Origin of the sequence: Maribacter sp. MJ134 (assembly GCF_003970695.1) — a bacterium.
Lineage (GTDB): Bacteria > Bacteroidota > Bacteroidia > Flavobacteriales > Flavobacteriaceae > Maribacter.
This window is the reverse complement of sequence record NZ_CP034570.1, coordinates 1,405,777-1,426,442: the sequence shown is the minus strand read 5'-3', so window position 1 is coordinate 1,426,442 and position 20,666 is coordinate 1,405,777. Positions and strand designations below refer to the sequence as shown.

18 protein-coding genes are annotated in these 20,666 nt (G+C 39.5%); 7 read left to right on the top strand and 11 right to left on the bottom strand.

The annotated features are described in order from the left end of the window. A complete protein-coding gene (locus EJ994_RS06270) occupies window positions 1-1,629 on the bottom strand; it encodes an acyl-CoA carboxylase subunit beta (protein ID WP_126591684.1) in 1,629 nt (542 codons plus the stop codon). A gap of 51 nt (window positions 1,630-1,680) precedes the next feature. On the opposite strand from EJ994_RS06270, the gene EJ994_RS06265 reads away from it, so the two are divergent. From EJ994_RS06265 to ettA, 3 genes are all read left to right on the top strand, one after another. Beyond that, window positions 1,681-2,682: a Gfo/Idh/MocA family protein gene (locus EJ994_RS06265; protein WP_241240871.1), complete on the top strand. Its 1,002-nt coding sequence runs from the start codon at window positions 1,681-1,683 to the stop codon at window positions 2,680-2,682. Window positions 2,683-2,755: 73 nt separating this feature from the next. After that, window positions 2,756-2,938: a CAL67264 family membrane protein gene (locus EJ994_RS06260; RefSeq protein WP_099574799.1), complete on the top strand. Its 183-nt coding sequence runs from the start codon at window positions 2,756-2,758 to the stop codon at window positions 2,936-2,938. A gap of 132 nt (window positions 2,939-3,070) precedes the next feature. After that, entirely contained in the window at window positions 3,071-4,762 is a 1,692-nt protein-coding gene (gene ettA, locus EJ994_RS06255) for an energy-dependent translational throttle protein EttA (protein ID WP_126591683.1), read from the top strand. An 81-nt stretch (window positions 4,763-4,843) separates the two neighbouring features. On the opposite strand, the gene EJ994_RS06250 is transcribed toward ettA, so the two are convergent. Together EJ994_RS06250 and EJ994_RS06245 are read right to left on the bottom strand one after the other, a co-directional pair. Continuing rightward, window positions 4,844-5,638, bottom strand: a complete 795-nt coding sequence (locus EJ994_RS06250; protein WP_126591682.1) for an MBL fold metallo-hydrolase — start codon at window positions 5,636-5,638, stop codon at window positions 4,844-4,846. A gap of 6 nt (window positions 5,639-5,644) precedes the next feature. Further along, window positions 5,645-6,121 carry a GNAT family N-acetyltransferase gene (locus EJ994_RS06245; protein WP_164721432.1) on the bottom strand — a complete coding sequence of 159 codons (477 nt, stop codon included), beginning with the start codon at window positions 6,119-6,121 and terminating at the stop codon, window positions 5,645-5,647. A gap of 169 nt (window positions 6,122-6,290) precedes the next feature. Here EJ994_RS06245 and EJ994_RS06240 point away from each other — a divergent pair, with 169 nt between their 5' ends. Further along, on the top strand, window positions 6,291-7,178 hold the full coding sequence (locus EJ994_RS06240; protein WP_126591680.1) for a hypothetical protein: 888 nt from the start codon (window positions 6,291-6,293) through the stop codon (window positions 7,176-7,178). Between the two features lie 74 nt (window positions 7,179-7,252). Here the strand turns inward: EJ994_RS06240 and fumC are convergent, their stop codons facing one another. Continuing rightward, complete coding sequence (gene fumC, locus EJ994_RS06235) at window positions 7,253-8,650, bottom strand: class II fumarate hydratase (protein ID WP_126591679.1); 1,398 nt, start codon at window positions 8,648-8,650, stop codon at window positions 7,253-7,255. A 164-nt stretch (window positions 8,651-8,814) separates the two neighbouring features. On the opposite strand from fumC, the gene EJ994_RS17415 reads away from it, so the two are divergent. Continuing rightward, window positions 8,815-8,988 (top strand): hypothetical protein, encoded by a 174-nt coding sequence (locus EJ994_RS17415; RefSeq protein WP_099574789.1) that lies wholly within the window; start codon window positions 8,815-8,817, stop codon window positions 8,986-8,988. Window positions 8,989-9,049: 61 nt separating this feature from the next. Here EJ994_RS17415 and EJ994_RS06230 read toward each other — a convergent pair whose 3' ends face one another. The 7 genes from EJ994_RS06230 to EJ994_RS06200 form a co-directional block, all read right to left on the bottom strand. After that, the gene (locus tag EJ994_RS06230; RefSeq protein WP_126591678.1) at window positions 9,050-11,539 is read right to left on the bottom strand and encodes a TonB-dependent receptor domain-containing protein; all 2,490 of its coding nucleotides are present in this window, start codon (window positions 11,537-11,539) and stop codon (window positions 9,050-9,052) included. A 4-nt stretch (window positions 11,540-11,543) separates the two neighbouring features. Next, entirely contained in the window at window positions 11,544-12,053 is a 510-nt protein-coding gene (locus EJ994_RS06225) for a hypothetical protein (RefSeq protein WP_126591677.1), read from the bottom strand. A gap of 87 nt (window positions 12,054-12,140) precedes the next feature. Further along, a complete protein-coding gene (gene arsC, locus EJ994_RS06220) occupies window positions 12,141-12,485 on the bottom strand; it encodes an arsenate reductase (glutaredoxin) (protein WP_126591676.1) in 345 nt (114 codons plus the stop codon). Window positions 12,486-12,500: 15 nt separating this feature from the next. After that, window positions 12,501-13,599, bottom strand: a protein-coding gene (gene prfB / locus EJ994_RS06215) for a peptide chain release factor 2 (protein ID WP_126593659.1) whose coding sequence is annotated in 2 segments (ribosomal slippage) — window positions 12,501-13,535 and window positions 13,537-13,599 — 1,098 coding nt in all. Because the reading frame shifts where the segments join, the coding sequence is not laid out codon by codon here. Window positions 13,600-13,665: 66 nt separating this feature from the next. Continuing rightward, window positions 13,666-14,526 carry a transglutaminase-like domain-containing protein gene (locus EJ994_RS06210; RefSeq protein ID WP_126591675.1) on the bottom strand — a complete coding sequence of 287 codons (861 nt, stop codon included), beginning with the start codon at window positions 14,524-14,526 and terminating at the stop codon, window positions 13,666-13,668. Between the two features lie 29 nt (window positions 14,527-14,555). Continuing rightward, window positions 14,556-15,503 (bottom strand): alpha-E domain-containing protein, encoded by a 948-nt coding sequence (locus tag EJ994_RS06205; RefSeq protein ID WP_126591674.1) that lies wholly within the window; start codon window positions 15,501-15,503, stop codon window positions 14,556-14,558. A 52-nt stretch (window positions 15,504-15,555) separates the two neighbouring features. Then, window positions 15,556-17,019, bottom strand: a complete 1,464-nt coding sequence (locus EJ994_RS06200) for a circularly permuted type 2 ATP-grasp protein (RefSeq protein ID WP_126591673.1) — start codon at window positions 17,017-17,019, stop codon at window positions 15,556-15,558. A 196-nt stretch (window positions 17,020-17,215) separates the two neighbouring features. On the opposite strand from EJ994_RS06200, the gene EJ994_RS06195 reads away from it, so the two are divergent. Together EJ994_RS06195 and EJ994_RS06190 are read left to right on the top strand one after the other, a co-directional pair. After that, entirely contained in the window at window positions 17,216-19,615 is a 2,400-nt protein-coding gene (locus tag EJ994_RS06195) for a zinc-dependent metalloprotease (RefSeq protein ID WP_126591672.1), read from the top strand. A 27-nt stretch (window positions 19,616-19,642) separates the two neighbouring features. Beyond that, complete coding sequence (locus tag EJ994_RS06190; RefSeq protein ID WP_126591671.1) at window positions 19,643-20,665, top strand: threonine aldolase family protein; 1,023 nt, start codon at window positions 19,643-19,645, stop codon at window positions 20,663-20,665. Window position 20,666 lies beyond the last annotated feature (1 nt).

The following is a 20,666-nucleotide window of genomic DNA, read 5'->3' as shown; positions in this document are numbered from 1 at the left end:
TTATACCTGTAAAACGCCCATATTAAAAGCCTTTTCAATCGGTGCATGATTGGCAGCTTCTATACCCATTGAAACCCATTTTCTAGTATCAAGTGGGTCTATGATGGCATCGGTCCATAAACGGGCCGCAGCGTAATAAGGTGATACTTGCCGGTCATAGCGTTTCTTGATTTTATCGAACAGTTCTTTTTCTTTGGCTTCGGTTATCGTTTCACCCTTCTTCTTCAAGGAAGCTTTTTCAATCTGTAAAAGTACTTTTGCCGCAGAATTTCCGCTCATAACCGCTAACTCCGCACTTGGCCATGCGACGATAAATCTGGGGTCATAGGCTTTTCCGCACATGGCGTAATTCCCCGCACCATAGCTGTTGCCAATAACGATGGTGAATTTAGGCACCACGGAATTACTGACCGCGTTCACCATTTTGGCTCCGTCTTTTATGATTCCACCATGTTCACTCTTACTCCCCACCATAAATCCGGTTACGTCCTGTAAAAATACCAGTGGAATCTTTTTTTGGTTACAATTGGCTATAAAACGTGTTGCTTTATCCGCAGAGTCCGAATAGATGACTCCTCCAAATTGCATTTCTCCTTTTTTGGTCTTGACCACCTTTCGTTGATTGGCGACAATACCTACTGCCCAACCATCAATCCGAGCATAGCCCGTTAGGATGCTCTGTCCGTAACCATCCTTATATGCCTCAAATTCCGAATCGTCCACCAGGCGTTGTATAATTTCCATCATGTCATATTGCTCGGCTCTAGAACCCGGTAATATGCCGTAAATATCCTTTGGGTCTTTCTTAGGTGCTGCGGTCTCCTTGCGGTTAAAGCCGGCCTTGGTCGCATCACCTATTTTATCCATTATGTTTTTAATGGTATCAAGTGCAGCCCCATCATCTTTTGCCTTATAATCCGTAACACCGCTGATTTCGCAATGCGTGGTGGCACCTCCTAAGGTTTCATTGTCTATACTTTCCCCAATAGCAGCTTTTACCAGATAACTTCCCGCTAAAAAGATACTACCGGTTTTATCTACGATTAGAGCCTCATCGCTCATAATGGGCAAATAGGCACCACCCGCCACACAACTACCCATGACGGCAGAGATTTGCGTGATTCCCATGCTGCTCATAATGGCATTATTGCGGAAGATGCGTCCAAAATGTTCCTTATCCGGAAAAATTTCATCCTGCATAGGCAGGTAAACCCCTGCGCTGTCCACCAAGTAGATAATCGGTAATTTATTTTCAATAGCAATTTCCTGGGCCCGTAAGTTCTTTTTGGCGGTTATGGGAAACCAGGCTCCTGCCTTAACCGTAGCATCGTTAGCAACTACCAAGCATTGTTTTCCCGAAACATAACCCATCTTTATGACAACTCCACCAGATGGACATCCCCCGTGTTCTTCGTACATGCCATCCCCTACGAATGCTCCTATTTCTATACTTTGGGATGTATTGTCCAATAAATAATCGATACGCTCGCGAGCGGTCATTTTCCCTTGCTTGTGTTGCTTCTCAATTCTGGCTTTACCACCTCCTAAAGCAACCTCGGCTAGTTTTTTTCGAAGCTCGGAAAGCATCAATTTATTTACGTCTTCGTTTTTATTGAACTTAATATCCATTCCAGTAGTTTCAATTTATAGGTTAAAGATAAGCAGGAAAATTGAGTACATTTGGATAAACTTCAAACACCTTTTAGAATGATACGATGGGGAATTGTAGGAGCCGGTAATATTGCTCACACCTTTGCTAAGGATATGGCTTTGGTGAAGGATAATGCCATTACTGCGGTAGCATCAAGAGATGTAACAAAAGCACAGGAATTTGCTGCTCATTATAACGCTCCACACGCTTTTGGAAGCTATGAAGACCTTTTTAAAAGTGATACTGTAGATGTGGTTTACATCGCTACGCCACACACATCGCACGCAGCACTGAGTATTATGGCGATGGATTATAAAAAACATGTGCTCTGCGAAAAACCTTTAGGCATAAATGGTGCAGAGGTGGCCCGTATGCTCGAAAAAGCTAAGGAGAATAAGGTTTTTTTAATGGAAGCCTTATGGACCCGATTTAATCCTACCATTAGAAAGGTAAAGGAACTTGTTGAAAATGGTGAAATAGGTACCCTTGGTTATTTAAAGGCCGATTTTGCCTTCTATGGATTGGATAGGGATGAGAAGGGAAGAATTTTAAATCCAGCTTTGGCAGGGGGCTCTATATTGGATATTGGAATCTATCCTATTTTTCTGGCTTATCTCCTATTAGGAATGCCAGATAACATTACGGCAAAATCAAATTTTCATAAAACCGGGGTTGAAGTTCAGACTTCCATGATTTTCGAATATGAGCAAGCACAAGCCATACTTTATAGCGGTTTATCTTCTAATTCGGAGATGAAGGCGGAGATAGCCGGCAGCAAAGGGTCTATCTATATAAAACCTAGATGGCATGAAACTTTTGGATATATCGTACAAAAAGGGCAGGAAATGACGGATGTTGAGGTTGGTAAAGTTGGCAAGGGATACTCCTATGAAATTCAAGAGGTACAGCACTGTCTGGAAGCAGGTTTATTGCAAAGTCAACTTTGGAGCCATAAGAATAGTACCGATTTGTGTGCGCTATTGGATACGGTAAGGAACAAAGCCGGTGTAAGATTCCCATTTGAAGGGTAAAACCTGTCTAAAAAATCTTGTATTATTTTTTAAATTCACGATATTTGGAGTTACCACAAACCAAAATGAGCATATGAGCATGAATAAGAATACAGTATTGGCATGGGCAACTTGGATTATGATAGGAGTTGGGCTTGGACTTATTGCCTTAGGAGCCTTTAGATATGATGATGTTGCCGGATGGGGTTTTGCCTCTGTAGGCGTTGGTTTTTTTGCCATTGCTTGGGTATTCAATGCATTGAAGGGTAGGGTTTAAAATTTACCATAGCGTTTAAATCAAAGGAATAATAGTCCTTACTTAATCCGCTGATCTTATATAAAATACGTGCGATACTTTCGAACGTTCACCAATTGTTCAATTACATCTAATATTTAATATTAAAAACTTATGTCTGACGATAAGAAGGTCATTTTTTCTATGTCCGGTTTAACCAAAACCTACAAGAATGCGAATACGCCTGTTCTAAAGAACATTTATTTAAGCTTCTTCTACGGAGCAAAAATTGGTATTTTGGGCCTGAACGGTTCAGGTAAATCCACCTTACTCAAGATAATCGCAGGAGTCGATAAAAATTTTCAGGGTGATGTAGTTTTCTCTCCTGGGTATAATGTAGGCTACTTAGAACAGGAGCCGGAGTTGGACGAAAATAAAACGGTTCTTGAGATTGTTAAAGAAGGTGTCGCTGAAACCGTGGCCATTTTAGATGAATATAACAAAATCAATGACATGTTTGGGCTTCCGGAAGTTTATGAAGATGCTGATAAGATGCAGAAACTTATGGATAAACAAGCTTTGTTGCAAGATAAGATAGACGCCTCCAACGCTTGGGAGTTAGATACCAAGTTAGAGATCGCTATGGATGCCCTAAGAACACCTGATTCGGATAAGAAAATAGGAGTGCTATCCGGTGGGGAACGCAGAAGGGTCGCCCTATGTAGATTACTGCTTCAAGAGCCGGAGATTTTACTTTTAGATGAGCCTACGAACCATTTAGATGCTGAATCCGTACATTGGTTAGAACATTATTTGGCCCAATATAAAGGCACGGTAATCGCAGTTACGCACGATAGGTACTTCCTGGACAATGTTGCGGGATGGATTTTGGAACTGGATAGGGGAGAAGGCATTCCTTGGAAAGGGAATTATTCTTCTTGGCTAGACCAGAAATCGAAACGCTTGGCCCAAGAAAGTAAAACGGCCTCTAAAAGACAGAAGACTTTAGAGCGAGAGCTGGAGTGGGTAAGGCAAGGAGCAAAAGGAAGACAGACCAAACAAAAGGCACGTTTGAAGAACTATGACAAATTGATGAGCCAGGATCAAAAGCAGCTGGACGAGAAACTGGAAATATATATTCCCAACGGTCCTAGACTAGGTACAAACGTTATCGAGGCCAAAGGTGTAAGCAAGGCATATGACGACAAGTTGCTCTATGAGGATTTAGCTTTCAACCTGCCACAAGCGGGTATAGTAGGTATTATTGGTCCTAATGGTGCTGGTAAAACGACTATATTTAGAATGATAATGGGAGAAGAAACGCCCGATAAGGGAGAGTTCATCGTAGGTGATACCGCTAAAATTGCCTATGTAGACCAGAGTCACGCTAACATAGATCCTGAAAAAACTATTTGGCAAAATTTCAGTGATGAACAAGAACTCGTTATGATGGGGGGCAGACAAGTTAACTCCAGAGCGTATTTAAGTAGATTCAATTTTTCAGGAAGTGAGCAGAACAAAAAGGTAAATATGCTTTCCGGTGGAGAGCGAAACCGATTACACCTGGCCATGACCTTAAAAGAAGAGGGTAATGTTTTACTTTTAGATGAACCAACGAACGATCTGGACGTAAATACCTTACGAGCCCTAGAAGAGGGCTTGGAAAACTTTGCTGGTTGTGCTGTTGTGATATCTCACGATAGATGGTTTTTAGATAGGATTTGTACCCACATTTTGGCTTTTGAGGGTGATTCGCAAGTATATTTCTTTGAAGGTTCTTTCTCTGATTACGAAGAGAACAGAAAGAAACGTTTAGGTGCGGATATTATGCCGAAGCGAATTAAATACAAAAAGCTGATTCGATAGTAGTCGCGGCTGATGTCAATACTGAAAAAAGCTCCTGAATTTCTCAGGAGCTTTTTTAGTATTACACGTGTTACCTATACTTTAGTAATCCTCATTGGGATACCAATCTAGCTGAACTACTTCAATGTCCTGATTTCCATTATTGACGATTTTTTTGAATTTTGCTACATCACTCACATCAGGTCTTCCTCTGTAATGGTAAGGATATACTTGTTTAGGCTTAAACTGGAGCACTGCACTCGCAGCACTTTCTTCTGTCATGGTATAGGGGAGGTTCATACAGATGAAAGCCTTATCTATATTTTCTAAGGCTCTCATTTCCGGAATATCCTCGGTATCTCCTGAAAAATAAAGACTTTGGCCTTCCTTTGTCAAGACATAACCGTTACCCCTGCCTTTTTCATGGAACTTCAAGGCTTCTTCTCGCAAATTGTACATGGGTATGGCCTTGATGTCAATGTCAAAACGTTCTTTTGTATCACCGTTATTTAGAATATCCAGTTGTGGTACAAATTCATCAGACATTTTATTGGCCACGGCCTGTGGTACAACAATTTTGGACTTCATAGTATTGAGTCCTTGTAGAGTTTCTAAGTTAAAGTGATCGCCGTGAATGTCCGTTATCAATATGAGATCGGGGTCTTTTTGAGATGAAAAGGCTTCAGCACCTCCTACGGGATCAACGTAGATGACAATATCGTCCCACTCTAAAACTGTCGTAGCATGAGAAATAGGTATTATTTTTAATTCGGAATTCTCCGTCACAGCCTCATTACCGGGTAATGCCGCAGTTTGCACTATCTGGGATTTGTTCGTTTCTTTACAGCCTAATATTAGCACTGATAGTAATACTAGACTGACACTAATCTTTTTCATAATTCGTTATTTTTCAATTACGGGAATCAAATTTAATTCCATTTTTATATCACTTCTGGCATAAGGTAAATTTTTTTCCAGTGCAACGGTTTTAAATCCATACTTTCTATAAATATAAAGTGCGCTCGGTAATTTTGTACTAGAGTAGAGAATGATTTTTTCCCAATTCCGTTGTTTTGCAAAGTCTATGGCAAAAGTGAGTAATTGTTGTCCTATTCCTTCTCCCTGGTTTTCCTGGGAAACGGCCATTTTTCCAAGTTCAAAAATTTTAGCTGAGATGGGAATAAGCGAAAAGCAACCCACAGGACGGTTTTCTATTAAGGCAATGAAAATATGCCCTCCCTTATCAATAATGTGCTCTTGGCAGTGCTCCAATAACATCCTGTCTTTTGGCTCTATATAAAAATATTCCTTGAGCCACGCCATATTCAAGTCTCTAAAAGCCGTAGCATACTCTCTTTGAAATGGGACTATGTTAACCATGATAATATATTGATTGGTCTAATTGATTTAACAAAGTTAAGTTATGTAATTAAAGCCGTTTCAATAAATTAACACTTTCAACATCTAAAAAACTGTTCTACTCGTATATAGAGTGATACAAACAAAAACATTTATTGAAAATCAACTAAGATTAATTAAATAGTACATTATGACTGAAACAAAAAATAACAATGGATTAAAGGTATTAGCGGCATTACTTGGTGTTGTGCTTTTAGGTACCATTATTTACACAGTAAGTCTTTATCAAGATAAAAAGAAGACTGAAACTGTTCTTACTAAAGAAAAAGAATTGGTAGTAGAAGATTTAAATAGTTTAAAATCTGAATATGATAAGGCTATTTTAGAGAGCAATGCTACTAACGAGGAATTAGTAAGTGCCAGAGATAATATTGCAAAATATATTGATTCTGTAAAAACGATGAAAGCCGATATTTCTTCTTTAGCAAGATATAGAAGACAAGTGGGTGTTCTTAAAGCGGAAAGAGAGCAATTATTAAAGCAAGTAGATTCGTTAACACGTTCGAACAGCATGATCGCCATGCAGAGAGATAGCACTTACGTGGAGTTAGAGAAGCAAACGGTCTTCAATGATTCTCTTGTAGTTCAAAATACACAATTAGCAGATGTTGTAGAGAAGGGTTCCGCTTTGAATCTTTCAAAAATTAACGTTGATGCCGTTAAGGAGCGTAACAGTGGTAAATTAGTCTCTACTTCAAGAGCTAAAGCTACAGATAAGTTTAAAATCTGTTTTACAGTTGCTGATAACGTTATAGCACAAGCAGGGGACAGAGAGTTCTATATTGAGACATTAGATCCTCAAGGAAACGTTTTAGGAGAGAGTTTTTCTAAGACCAATGATAACGGTGCTTCAATAACCTATAGCAAAGGAACTGGTTTCTACTACGAGAACAAGTCCTTGGATATTTGTGATTATATCAATAAGCCAGCAGGTGATTTTCAAAAAGGACAATATATGGTAAATGTATATGACGACAAGTTGAAATTACTGGGAACTTCTCAGTTTACCTTAAAGTAGGAACACTACCCATTTTATAAGAAAAGGGCAATCCATCATGGATTGCCCTTTTTGTTTTATGGCAAAATAGGACCCTATTTTAAACTACCTACCATAGCTTCGGGCTTTACCCATTCATCATAATCTTCAGCACTTACGTAGCCTAAATTAATAGCTTCTTCTTTTAAAGTAGTTCCATTCTTATGCGCTGTATTGGCTATATCCGCCGCTTTATAGTATCCAATTTTGGTATTTAATGCGGTCACCAACATCAAGGAGTTGTTCAATAATTCTTTGATTACGGAATGATTCGGTGCTATACCCGCAGCACAGTTTTCTTCAAAGCTTACGCAAGCATCTCCTATTAACTGAGCGGACTGTAAAATGTTAGCGGCCATCATCGGCTTAAAAACATTTAATTCATAATGTCCTTGTGTACCTCCAACACCTATGGCCACATCGTTACCCATTACTTGTGCACAGACCATGGTCAGGGCCTCGCATTGCGTAGGGTTCACCTTTCCGGGCATGATCGAACTGCCGGGTTCATTGGCTGGGATAATTATTTCTCCGATACCCGATCTTGGCCCCGAGGCCATCATGCGAATATCGTTCGCTATCTTATTCAATGAAACTGCTAATTGTTTAAGCGCCCCATGACTTTCAACAATAGCATCATGCGCTGCTAGTGCCTCAAATTTATTCTTGGCCGTTACAAATGGAAGACCGGAGAATTCAGCAATATATTTTGCCACCAGGACATCATACCCCTTTGGCGTATTGAGTCCAGTTCCTACCGCGGTTCCGCCCAGTGCTAATTCACTTAAGTGGCCTAAGGTGTTTTTTAAGGCCACTAGACCGTGATCTAGCTGAGAAACATAACCGGAAAATTCCTGACCAAGGGTTAGGGGAGTGGCATCCATAAGATGCGTTCTTCCGATTTTTACAACGGACTTGAATGTTTCACTCTTTTCCTGTAAAGTGTCTCGTAACTGAGTGACACCAGGAATCGTTACTTCCACAATTTTCTTGTAGGCGGCAATATGCATGCCCGTAGGGAAGGTATCATTAGAGGATTGCGATTTATTGACATCATCGTTGGGTTGTATGGTTTTTTCGCCTTCACCAATTTTATGGCCGGCTATCTCATGTGCCCTATTGGCAATAACCTCGTTTACGTTCATATTACTCTGTGTTCCAGAGCCAGTTTGCCAAATGACCAATGGAAACTGGTCATCATGCTTACCTGCCAATATTTCATCACATACTTGGGCTATTAAATCGCGTTTGGATTCGGTTAAAACGCCAAGTTCACAATTGGTATAGGCAGCAGCTTTCTTTAAATAGGCAAAACCGTACACAATGTCCAAGGGCATAGAAGCTACGGGCCCAATCTTAAAATTATTTCTAGAACGCTCCGTTTGGGCACCCCAATACTTATCACTTGGAACTTTTACTTGTCCCATGGTATCTTTTTCAATTCTATATTCCATACTGTACTTTTTTCTATTACAAAGTTAAGGTATACGATAAAAGCTAAAAATAAAGGATTAAATTAATTAGAGCTTATTTTTTATCCTCAACACAAATTAATTTCATTTATAGTTTGCAAAAAATAATAGGTTTATGGTATCTTTGTTATATATATAATATTGATATGTTCGAATTTGACCAATATTTAGGATTTTTAGCATTTTTAACCATACTTACTATCGGGTTTTGGCTAATGATATTTTTATTACTTTTTGCAGTGCCTTATTGGCTGGGAGGTAATATTATAGAACTTTTGAAAGAGAAACGTGACGCCAAACGAGCCAAACGTGACGCATAAAAAAAAGAAGCCTTATGGGCTCCTTTTTTATTTTAGATATTTACGGGGTTTACATTAGCTCTTATTCTTCAAAATCATCATCGTCGTTTCCTCGATTTCCTCCGCGCTCGGGTTTCTTATTCTGGTTTATACGGTACACAAAGGAAAGCGTAATTTGACGCTCTCTCCATTGAAACTCACTTTCCGAGGTAAAAAACGGGGTTACCGTAGATGAAATTCTTTTCCTTGAATTTAATAGGTCGCTAACATTTAACGCGAGCGTACCTTTATCCTTTAGAATATCCTTACTAAAAGCTAAATTCAATGTAAATATGCCTTCATTTTCAGTTTGTGCATTGTTGGTAGGTCCACGGTAAAAGGCGTTGGTCTGCCAATCTATTTTACCGGGTAAGGTTGCTTTTGAACTAAATCTAGAAAACCAACTTGTGTTTGTTGCCCCAAAATCAACACCGTTGAATTCTCCTTCCGAATTAAACTGAAAGAAATTAAAACTACCGTTTAACCGAAGCCATTTAGCCGGATTGTACAACAATCCCAATTCCGCACCCACACGCTCGTTTGTTGCTAGGTTAATAGGGATAGAGCGGATAACTACAATACCGTCTGATGTCACTTGTCCCGTTTCTTCCTGTACACGTTCAAAAGAATTTGTTTCTTTTTGGTAATAGATAGATGAGGTTAAAGTTAATTTTTCCCATCGTTTCAAGTATCCAAGATCAAATGCATTTGCAAATGCAGGGTCCAAATCCGGATTACCTTGAAAAATATTGGTCCGGCTAGATTGTGAAGGGAACGGATTAATAAAGCGTCCTCTAGGCCTGTTGATTCTTCTATTGTAACCTAAGGTTAAATTCTCGTTTTCTGCCAGCTCATAAATAAGGTTTAGAGTAGGGAAAAGGCCCAAATAATTCTTATCAAAATTAATATCTATTCCTTCGCCTACTATCTCTTGCAAACTTTCGACGTCCGCACCTACAATTTCTCCTTGAAGTCGGGTGTTTTCCAATCTAAGTCCGGCCAAATAAGAAAAAGCCCCTAACTTATCTCCATATTGTGTGTAAAAAGAATTCACGTTCTGGTTAAATACAAAGCGGTTGACGAGGCCTGCATTGGGGATAAAAACGCCAGAACCTAAATCGAGTTCTTCTTCCAAATAAAAATCGGTATCCGATTGTTCCCAATTACCTCGGTATCCTGCTTCAAATTGCGCATCTCCCATAGGGAGCACATAATCTACCTGCGCCAAATATTCATTTTGCAGCTCTAATTCTTCTATATTAAGGTTTGCGATGGGTGCGGTACTGGGAAAGATTTGATTTTCTGTAATCGGTGTTGGTTTAAATTCTTCGTCATAGGAAAGCTGTAGGTCTACAGTGAGCTTGTGTCCTTCGGTATTAAAATCATTATTATAATTCAAGGAGAATTGTGCGCTTTTCTCTTCTTCTTGCTCGTCCTCCACACGTAACGCAATACGGTTAATTTCGGCCGCTACGAATCCTGTTGCAATATTTTCAGTGATATCTTCTCCATCGTTAGTCCTAGCGAAGGCGCTTGCGGTAATCGATGAGGTTTCCGTTAAAAAATACTCGACACCTAAATTTAGATTAAAACCGCTGTTTATTCTGTTGATATCTCGCTCTTCTATAATCCTATCAAACTCACTTGCATCGCTAAAGTAAGTGTTGTCGGCAAAACCATTTCCTGGTGGTTCACGATAGGAATATCCTAAGGTAGTAAAGAGATTGTATTTTTCTTTTCTTAAGTTAAGATTAGCAGTAAGTGAAGCTGCTGCGGGAAAACCCACAGTGGTATTAATTGTACCGTTAACCCCACGGGTTTTTTCTTTTTTCAAAACGATATTCAAAATACCTGCGGTACCTTCTGCATCGTACCGTGCCGACGGACTTGTAATAACCTCTACTTTTTCTATTGCATCTGCGGGGAGTTGACGGAGCGCATCTGTTGAGCCAAAACCTGCCAGAGCCGAAGGCCTTCCATTTATAAGTATGCGCACATTACCGTTACCCCTTAAAGCCACAGCACCATCAACATCTACGGTCACGGAAGGTATATTGTCCAAGGCATCACTTATGGTGGCACCACTGTTGGTGAGGTCTTTACCAACATTATATACTTTTTTATCTAACCTAACTTCTACGGTAGTTTTTTCAGCGACAATTTCTACCCCTTCTAATTGTGCGGCGGAAACTTGAAGCTTTACAGTACCGATATCAGTATTCTTCGTGATTTCCTGATTAGCACTCTTATAGGTTTTATACCCTATATATTCAATACTTAAGTTATATTTCCCAGGGGGTGTTTCTACATTAAATATACCATCTATGTCAGTGATTCCTCCTGTTATTTTGTCGGGATTTCTAATGCTTTGCAGTACAAAGGTGGCGTATTCTAAAGGTTGGCTTGTTTCTTGATCTATAACTTTTCCTGTTATTGTTATAGGGCTGGGTCGCTGCCCTTTATTCCCTCCTTGTCTTTGACCGTTAATACTAGTAATACATAATAGAAGGAGTAACAGGAAAATGTTTTTCATAAGGTTAACTTTTGTCTTTTTTGCGTTTCTTTTTTTTCTTTTTATTATTCTTTATGGTCTTGGCCACGCCATTCTTTTGGAGTTCAACGAAGGCTTCGTATTTCTCCGCAGGTAATCCTGCCCTTAACTCTTCATCTTGTCGCTCCGTTATACTTTCATAAACCTCCTTCATTTTCTCTGGAGGTAGTTTCAAAATTTGAGCTTCAATACGTTCTTGCACGTATTTCTTTAAAACCGAACTTAGAACCGCCGTTTCAAATTCGTTAAGCTGCAAAGCTTCCGTTATGGATGGCATGGTACCGTCCACAATTTGTTCCGCTGTTTGGGGCTCCTCTTTTTTTTGAGCCTCTTGGGCTTGTGGAATAGTACTGCGCTGTCTCCCGTAGCCATAGGCTCCCCTGCCACCAAAACCTTGTTGGCCGCGACCGAACTGGGCAAAACTTTCAGAACCGATAAGCAGCAAAACTGCTAAAAGCAATATTCTTGCAAAACTTGATTTCAATAAAATTTTCATGATGTTAGATTATAATGTGATATGTTGGTTTAACCGTAATTGGTTAATTCTTTGTTAATATGTTTAAAAATGAACATTCTCCCCAATTTAGGCAAGAAAATCTTCAATATTCGATAGTGGTCTACCGATTACCGCAGTTCCGTTACTAATGACTATAGGTCTCTCAATAAGCTTAGGATGTGCAATCATGGCATTTAAGACTTCTTCGTCAGAAAGTAATCTATTTCTATAGTTCTCTTTCCAAACCGCTTCGTTTTTACGCACCAGACTTTCTGGTTTTATACCTAGGCAATTTATAACTTCCCGTAATTCTTCTTTAGAAGGAATGTTCTCTAAATATTTTACTACTTCAAACTCCTTGCCAGATTTTTCGACCGCGGCCAATCCTTCCCTGGATTTTCTACATCTAGGATTGTGATATATTTTAATCATAATTTCATTACTATATTATTCTTCGTCTTTTTGTCCCATCATCATGAGATAAGCTTTTAGAAATGCGTCTAAATCTCCGTCCATTACTGCATCCACATTACCTGTCTCATGGGAGGTACGGACATCTTTTACCAATTTATAGGGATGCATTACATAGTTACGGATTTGCGAGCCCCATTCAATTTTCATCTTAGAGGATTCTATTTCTTGCCGTGCTTCCATTTTTTTACGTAATTCTATCTCGTATAATTGGGATTTGAGCATTTTCATTGCGGTTGCCCTGTTATCATGCTGACTTCTGGAATCTGAACATGAAATTTGTATTCCGGTAGGATGGTGAACTAGTTGTACTTTGGTCTCCACCTTGTTTACATTTTGTCCGCCCGCACCACTGGATCGTGCCGTGGTAATCGTTATATCCGCAGGATTTATATCTATTTCGATACTATCATCCACCAAAGGATAAACGTATACGGATACAAAGGAGGTATGTCTTTTAGCGTTACTGTCAAAAGGAGAGATACGCACCAATCTATGAACGCCGTTTTCACCTTTTAGCCAACCAAAGGCAAAATCGCCATCTACTTCTAAGGTCACTGTTTTAATACCGGCAACGTCTCCTTCTTGGTAATTGAGTTCTTTGACCTTATATCCGTTCTTTTCTGCCCACATCATGTACATACGCATCAACATGGCGGCCCAATCACAACTCTCCGTGCCACCTGCACCTGCAGTGATCTGCAGAACGGCCGGGAGTTCATCACCTTCTTCAGAAAGCATGTTCTTGAACTCCATTTTTTCAAGAACGTTCAATGTTTTTTGGTATTGGGCTTCAACTTCGGCTTCAGAAACTTCTCCTTCTTGTAGAAACTCTATAAGGACCTCCAAATCATTGACCAGTACTTCGGCGGCATTGTAATCATCTACCCACTGTTTCTTGGATTGGATGAACTTCATATGCGCTTGCGCCTCCTGTGGATTATCCCAAAAGTCAGGGGCCAAGGTCTTTTCCTGTTCATTTTCAATTTCTATAAGTTTGGCATCGATGTCAAAGATACCTCCTTAACGCACCAAGGCGATCAAAAAGACCTTTATAATGGTCTGTCGTAACTATCATTCCCTAAAATTTTGTGTAAAAATAAGGTTCTTTTTTTGCAATTGTAGCAGTGCAACCCGCCTTTTATTGTTGCTGTTGCTGACTACTGACAAGCACCGTGTGCGAGGTTTCGTTTTTCCCCTGTCCGTAAATAACACCTCTCAAGGGAGAGCAGTCATTGTAGTCCTTTCCGTGAGCCACTTTGATATGGTTATCGTTGGCCAAGAGGTTGTTCGTAGGATCAAAACCTACCCAACCTAAGCTGGGAATATACGCTTCTGCCCAGGCGTGCATTTGCGAATCGCCAAAATAACCGTTGCCTTGATGTAAGTACCCCGAAACGTACCTTGTTGGCACTCCGTTTTGTCTCGCCAAAGCACAAAAAAGATGTGTAAAATCTTGACATACCCCATGCCTATTCGCTATAATATCATTCAGCATGGTCCCAACATCCGTTACCCCGGTCTTAAAATAAATATGAATGTAAGTCCAATCGGTAAGCGCCTTTAGATTTTCAAAGATGGAAAGGTTTGTATCAAATTTAAAAAGCGGACGGTCTAATTTAGGTAAGGTGGTTAAATGCGTAGTTTTTAGAAAAGCATCGAAATCTATTCTAAAGTTAAGTTCTTTTAATCTATTGAATGATGCTACAATATCCTGTTCGGGTTCAAAATCGAACGGGTTCAAATCTTTTTTAATTAATTTGAAATGTGCCTCAAAGGAAATTTGCTTGAATTTCTGTTTTGGGTGCACTCGTATGGTCTTAAAGCCATAACCGTTAATAGAAGTTTCGTTAAATGCGTTAATGGAATTCGAAAATTCGACGGACACATATTCTTGAGAACTATTTTCTTGAGGAATAATTAAAAATTGCCAATGTGCGTTGTGCACCCAGTTTTCGTATTTATTATCCGCTTTATAGGTAATGGAATATTCTTTTGGCATAGGGCTAAGGTACGTTAATTAACCTGTTATTAATAGGTAAAAAACTCTTCTTCTAGCTTATTACTTATTTCTGTTAGGCTTTTTAGAATATGCTCTATGAACGTTTTGATGTCCTTTTCAATTTCTTCTATATATTTAAATTCGTATTCCGCCCTTACCCTACCGATGAGGAAAGCCGTAGAATTCTTGTTATATTTCTTTGTTGGGTCTAAAATTTTCACATTTTTATAAACCTGATTTAACGAATTCATTACGGAGCGTGGACAATTTGGATTCAAAATTAAAAATTCCAAGGTAGAAATACTCGTCGGGGTCTTTTTGTAGAAACGTCTCATCATATCATATGATTCTGCACACTTAAGTAGGGTAGACCATTCAAAACTGTTACTGAACTTATCGCCATAGCTCCCTTGAGCCTTTAGTGCATCATTGTACTTTGTGTTTATGATTCTAGTGATTTGTGTTGCACGTTCTATATTAACTCCCATTAGTATAATGGCATACACGGAATCATGCAATAAGGTACCTCTAATCTTACCTCGTAAAATAGCTGTCATTTCAGTAACATTAACCGTAAAGTCATGTAAACCGTTCTTAACGAATCTGTCCTTTGGATAGTTGAGGACAAAGTGATAAAACTTATTTATTGCCTCGTAGAGTTCCGTAGAGATTAGGTCCCTGGCGCTATTGGCATTTTCGCGAGCGTATTTCACATTGTTGATGATGGAAAACGGAAAATCTGGGTCCAGACCAATTTTGAACAGGACGTCCTCTTCCTGTAATACCACATTTTCGTCCGCTACCGGATCACCGACCATATAGCACATAGATTGAAGTACGAACTGCCTATTCTGTGATTTTATGTTGGGCGCATCCAATGAGGCGAAATAATTTACATTGAGATAACGGGCGATATGTTCTGAACGTTCTATATATCTGCCCATCCAAAAAAGATTATTGGCTACTCTTGCTAGCATAGAATTATTGTTTCTGGTGTAATTATTAAGTATGATTTTTTTTAACCACTTACTATTTTTTCAGTACCCAAGTGTCCTTTGATCCGCCTCCTTGCGAGGAATTCACGATTAAGTTTCCTTTTTGAAGTGCCACACGGGTGAGTCCGCCTTTTAATACAAATTCTTTGTCTTTTCCCAAGACGGTAAATGTTCGTAAGTCTACGTGGCGCTGTTCAAAAGATGCACTCTCATCAATATAAGTGGGATGTACGGATAATGACATTATGGGCTGTGCTACGTATTTTCGAGGGTGGTCAGAGACCTGTTTTTTTACCTTTTCTATTTCTGCTTTTGTAAGTCTATTACCAATAGAAATGCCATAACCGCCAGCTTCATCTACTGGTTTAATGACCAGTTCGTGGATGTGTTCTAAAACATATTTCAGCTCATCGGGCCTACTACAGTGGTAGGTATGTACGTTGTTTAAAATAGGCTCTTCGTCCAAATAGTATTTTATAATTTCCGGCATGTAGGTGTATACCGCTTTATCATCGGCAACACCGGTTCCAGGTGCATTAGCCAAGGTGACATTTCCCTTTTTATACGCTGCGAACAGGCCGGGAACACCTAAAGATGAATCTGGTTTAAATTCTAAGGGGTCTATAAAAAGATCATCAATACGTCTATAGATGACATCTACTTTTAAAGGACCTCGTATTGTTTTCATGTAAACGAAATCGTTTTCTACGAAAAGGTCACGACCCTCTACTAGTTCTACGCCCATAGTCTTTGCGAGGTACGAATGCTCGTAAAATGCAGAATTATACATTCCAGGGGTAATTACCACACAATTGGGAACGTCCACTCCTTTAGGTTTTGCCGACTCCAAAAGTTCGAGCAAATTTTCTGCATAATTGGTTACGGTATGGGTTTGATAGTGGTTAAAAACACCAAAAAGGGCTCTTTTGAGTGCTGTTCTGTTGCAGATAACATAACTTACTCCAGACGGGCATCTTATATTATCTTCCAATACATAATATTTGCCATCGCTATGTTTTATGACATCTGTTCCGGAAATATGATTGTAGATTCCCCCAGGGGGATCTATGCCGTTCATTTGATCCAAATAGTTTTCAGAAGAACTGATTAATTCTAAAGGAACTATACCCTGCTTTAATATTTTTTTATCATGATAGATATCCCAAAGGAAAAGGTTAAGTGCTTTACTTCGTTGTATGGCACCTTTTTCTATGACTTCCCACTCAAGAGGGTCTATAATTCTAGGAAAAAGGTCAAAGGGGAAAATCTTTTCTTGGGTTTCATTGCCTCCATACACCTGAAAGGTAATTCCTTGATTGAAAAATGAGGATTTCGCTTTTGAATTTAAATTCACATAATCCTTAATGGAATGTTCCCCATAAAGATTAAAAAGTTTCTGGTAGACACTTTTTATGGAACCGTCGGTTTCATAGATTTCATCATATAATTCAGGATTTCTTTGGTAAGATGAAAATATTTTATTTTCATTATTCCCCATGGTATACTTGTTTTCTAAAAGGTAGTGGTTTTAAAATAATTATTAGGTAGTTATTCTTTATTAATAGGTTCCATTTTTTAATGAATATTCAATAAATGATGAGATTTTCTATGATTTGTTCTTTAACTCACATGCTCTAAAGAACTAAAATTAGTTTCCCATATTTTGCATATTTTTAGATTCTAAACTAACTAGAATGAAAAACGTATTACTACTTCTCATCGGATTGGTTTCCTTTCAAATGAGTACCGCTCAATTTTCGGAGAAAAAGAAAGATTTTAAGAAATATGAGGGATTTTTTAATTTTTATTATGACGCGGAATCGGACAAGGTTTACTTAGAAGTAGACAAGCTAGATAAAGAGTTTCTTTATGTATATTCTCTCAGTAGTGGTATAGGGAGCAATGATATAGGTTTAGATCGCGGACAATTGGGTAACGAGCAAGTGGTCTATTTTAAGAAAGCAGGAAATAAATTACTGTTGGTGCAACCAAACTTAAAATTCCGCGCCTTAACGGATAATGATTTAGAACGGAAATCCGTTGAGCAGGCCTTCGCTAAATCCATATTGGGAGGGTTTAATATAGAAGAGGAAAAGAATGGTACTTATGTCATTGACATTACGGATTTCTTAATGCAAGATGCGCATGGTGTCTCAAAACGATTGAAAAGAGGGAAACAAGGTTCCTATAGTTTGGATAAAACGAAAAGTGCCATGGCCCTTGAGAGAACTAAGGCTTTTCCCAAAAATGTAGAATTTGATATGACCATGACCTTCAAAGGTGAATCTACCGGGGCCTTCATTAATTCTGTTACGCCAAACCCCGGTCTCATTACGGTTGCCCAGCATTGTTCTTTTATTGAACTGCCCGATGATGGTTTTAAACAACGCAAGTTCGACCCACGTTCAGGTTCCTATCCTTTTATGTACTATGATTACGCCACTCCAGTTGAAGAGTCCATTCTAAAACGTTTCATTACAAGACACCGATTGGAAAAGAAAAACCCTAACGATGCGGTCAGTGAAGCTGTGGCACCCATTATCTATTATTTGGATAACGGAACACCAGAACCAGTACGTTCTGCATTACTGGAAGGTGGTCGTTGGTGGAACCAGGCTTTTGAAGCCATAGGTTATAAGGATGCGTTTCAGGTAAAAATTTTACCGGATGATGCAGACCCTATGGACGTTAGGTACAATGTAATTCAATGGGTTCACCGCTCCACACGTGGGTGGAGTTACGGTAGCAGTATTACTGATCCACGTACCGGTGAAATTATGAAAGGGCACGTAAGTTTGGGCAGTTTACGAATACGACAGGATTATTTGATAGCGCAGGCACTTATGAACAAGCCATTTGCGGAACGAGATGATAATCACAAGCCAATGTTGGACCTGGCAATAGCCAGAATACGCCAACTTTCTGCACACGAAATCGGGCATACGCTAGGTTTTGCACATAATTATGCCGCTAGTACTAATGACAGAGCCTCCGTAATGGACTATCCGCATCCTCAGTTCTCCGTATCTAATGGAGAAATTGACTTTTCAAATGCCTATGCGACAGGAATTGGGGAGTGGGATAAGGTAACGGTAGCCTATTCGTATGCAACCTTTCCAGATAATGTGGAAGAGGAAGAAGCGCTGAACAAAATATTGGATGACGCCAAAGCAAAAGGGTTACGGTACATTACCGACCAAGACGCACGTCCGCAGGGTAGCGCGCATGTTTTGGCGCATCTATGGGATAACGGGGAAGATATTAGTGCAGAGTTGAATGCTATGCTTCAGGTCAGAAAAACTGCTATTCGTAATTTTTCTATCGATAACATAAAAACCAATGAGCCTAACTCCGTTCTCGAGGATGTTTTTGTACCGTTATTCTTTTTCCATAGGTATCAAACAGAAGGGGTTGCTAAAGTTGTAGGCGGTCTGGAGTATAATTATGCGGTTAAAGGAGACGGGCAAGAAGTTGTCCGTACTATTGATAAATCCACTCAAGAAAAAGCTTTAAAGGCAGTATTAAGGACCTTGGAAGCTGAAGAGATTGCTATTCCTAGGGATAAGCTAGAGCTGTTTCCTCCTAGGGCGTTCGGTTATGGAAGAACTAGGGAGTCTATTAACGGTAAGACCGGAGTGTCTTTTGATGCCCTTTCCGCCCCAGAAACCGCTGCGGACATGTCACTAGGGTTGTTGTTACATCCAGAGCGGGCATCCAGACTAGTTCAGCAGAAAGCACTGGAGCCTAGTAATATTGGTCTAGAAAAGGTATTTAATGAATTGGTAGCGAACACCATATTTAAATCGTACAAAGATGTTTACCTACAAGAGGTGCAACGCAACATTAATTATAGAGTCCTGTTTCACTTGATGAATTTAGCGGCACATGATGCGGTTCACCCTCAGGTCAATGCCATTGCCAATGCCCAGTTAACGGCCTTAAAAGCCGCACTAATGTCAAAAGGAAAGGATGCCAATGCTATGGAGATGGTTAGACGAATCAATAATTTTTATGCCCATCCAGATAAATTTGAAGTAATTGCCGCTCCTAAATTACCAGATGGTTCGCCGATTGGAATGGACTGCTTTCACTAAATTTTTTAAACTGAATTATATTAATTAATGAAAGTAAATCTTATAAGCGATACCGTTACACAGCCTTCGGCAGGAATGATGGATGCTATGATGAGTGCCAAAGTTGGGGATGATGTTTTTAAAGAGGACCCCTCGGTAAATGCCTTGGAGGAAAAGGTAGCTACTATGTTTGGTATGGAGGCCGCTCTTTTCTTTCCAAGCGGTACCATGACCAATCAAACGGCAATCAAACTACATACACAGCCTGGAGAGCAACTTATTTGTGATAAATATGCACATGTTTTTAATTATGAGGGTGGTGGTGTAAGTTTTAATAGTGGTGTTTCTTGTCGCTTGGTCGATGGTCATAGGGGTATGATGACCGCAGCGCAAGTTGAAAGCGCAATAAATCCACCAGACTTTTACCATAGTCCCTTGTCTAAGCTAGTATGTATCGAAAATACTACGAATAAAGGTGGTGGGGCTTGTTGGGATTTTAAAGAACTGGAACGGATTAAGGCAGTTTGTGAGAAACACGATCTTAAATATCATTTGGATGGTGCGCGTTTATGGAATGCTTTAGTGGCGAAAGCAGAGACTCCCAAACAATATGGTACCATGTTCGATACCATCAGTGTTTGTCTTAGTAAGGGATTGGGCTGCCCAGTAGGTTCCGTTTTGGTAGGGTATAAGGATACTATTCATCAGGCACTTCGTATTAGAAAAATTTTAGGTGGGGGAATGCGTCAATCCGGATTTTTAGCTGCTGCGGGAATATTTGCACTAGACGAGCATGTAGAACGTCTTTCGGAAGACCATAAAAAAGCTGTCGAAATAGGGAGTACTTTACAGGAGTTAAGTTTTATAAAAAAAGTAGAACCCATAGAAACCAATATTATTATTTTTGAAATTGACGAAACCCATAGCTCTAGCGATGGGTTTACGGAAAAATTACTACGTTCAGATATTCATATCATAAGTATGGGTCAGGGTAAACTAAGAATGGTTACTCACATGGATTACACGGATACTATGCATAGTTATCTTTTAGAGAGGTTACGAAACATGTGAT

Excerpts from the sequence above, each read along its gene's own strand:
- EJ994_RS06240 (WP_126591680.1), top strand. The coding sequence starts at position 6,291 with ATGACTGAAACAAAAAATAACAATGGATTAAAGGTATTAGCGGCATTA.
- ettA (WP_126591683.1), top strand. The coding sequence starts at position 3,071 with ATGTCTGACGATAAGAAGGTCATTTTTTCTATGTCCGGTTTAACCAAA.
- EJ994_RS06260 (WP_099574799.1), top strand. The coding sequence starts at position 2,756 with ATGAGCATGAATAAGAATACAGTATTGGCATGGGCAACTTGGATTATG.
- EJ994_RS06190 (WP_126591671.1), top strand. The coding sequence starts at position 19,643 with ATGAAAGTAAATCTTATAAGCGATACCGTTACACAGCCTTCGGCAGGA.
- EJ994_RS06245 (WP_164721432.1), bottom strand. The coding sequence starts at position 6,121 with ATGGTTAACATAGTCCCATTTCAAAGAGAGTATGCTACGGCTTTTAGA.
- EJ994_RS06200 (WP_126591673.1), bottom strand. The coding sequence starts at position 17,019 with ATGGGGAATAATGAAAATAAAATATTTTCATCTTACCAAAGAAATCCT.
- arsC (WP_126591676.1), bottom strand. The coding sequence starts at position 12,485 with ATGATTAAAATATATCACAATCCTAGATGTAGAAAATCCAGGGAAGGA.
- EJ994_RS06250 (WP_126591682.1), bottom strand. The coding sequence starts at position 5,638 with ATGAAAAAGATTAGTGTCAGTCTAGTATTACTATCAGTGCTAATATTA.
- fumC (WP_126591679.1), bottom strand. The coding sequence starts at position 8,650 with ATGGAATATAGAATTGAAAAAGATACCATGGGACAAGTAAAAGTTCCA.
- EJ994_RS06230 (WP_126591678.1), bottom strand. The coding sequence starts at position 11,539 with ATGAAAAACATTTTCCTGTTACTCCTTCTATTATGTATTACTAGTATT.
- EJ994_RS06195 (WP_126591672.1), top strand. The coding sequence starts at position 17,216 with ATGAAAAACGTATTACTACTTCTCATCGGATTGGTTTCCTTTCAAATG.
- EJ994_RS06225 (WP_126591677.1), bottom strand. The coding sequence starts at position 12,053 with ATGAAAATTTTATTGAAATCAAGTTTTGCAAGAATATTGCTTTTAGCA.
- EJ994_RS06210 (WP_126591675.1), bottom strand. The coding sequence starts at position 14,526 with ATGCCAAAAGAATATTCCATTACCTATAAAGCGGATAATAAATACGAA.
- EJ994_RS17415 (WP_099574789.1), top strand. The coding sequence starts at position 8,815 with ATGTTCGAATTTGACCAATATTTAGGATTTTTAGCATTTTTAACCATA.
- EJ994_RS06205 (WP_126591674.1), bottom strand. The coding sequence starts at position 15,503 with ATGCTAGCAAGAGTAGCCAATAATCTTTTTTGGATGGGCAGATATATA.
- EJ994_RS06270 (WP_126591684.1), bottom strand. The coding sequence starts at position 1,629 with ATGGATATTAAGTTCAATAAAAACGAAGACGTAAATAAATTGATGCTT.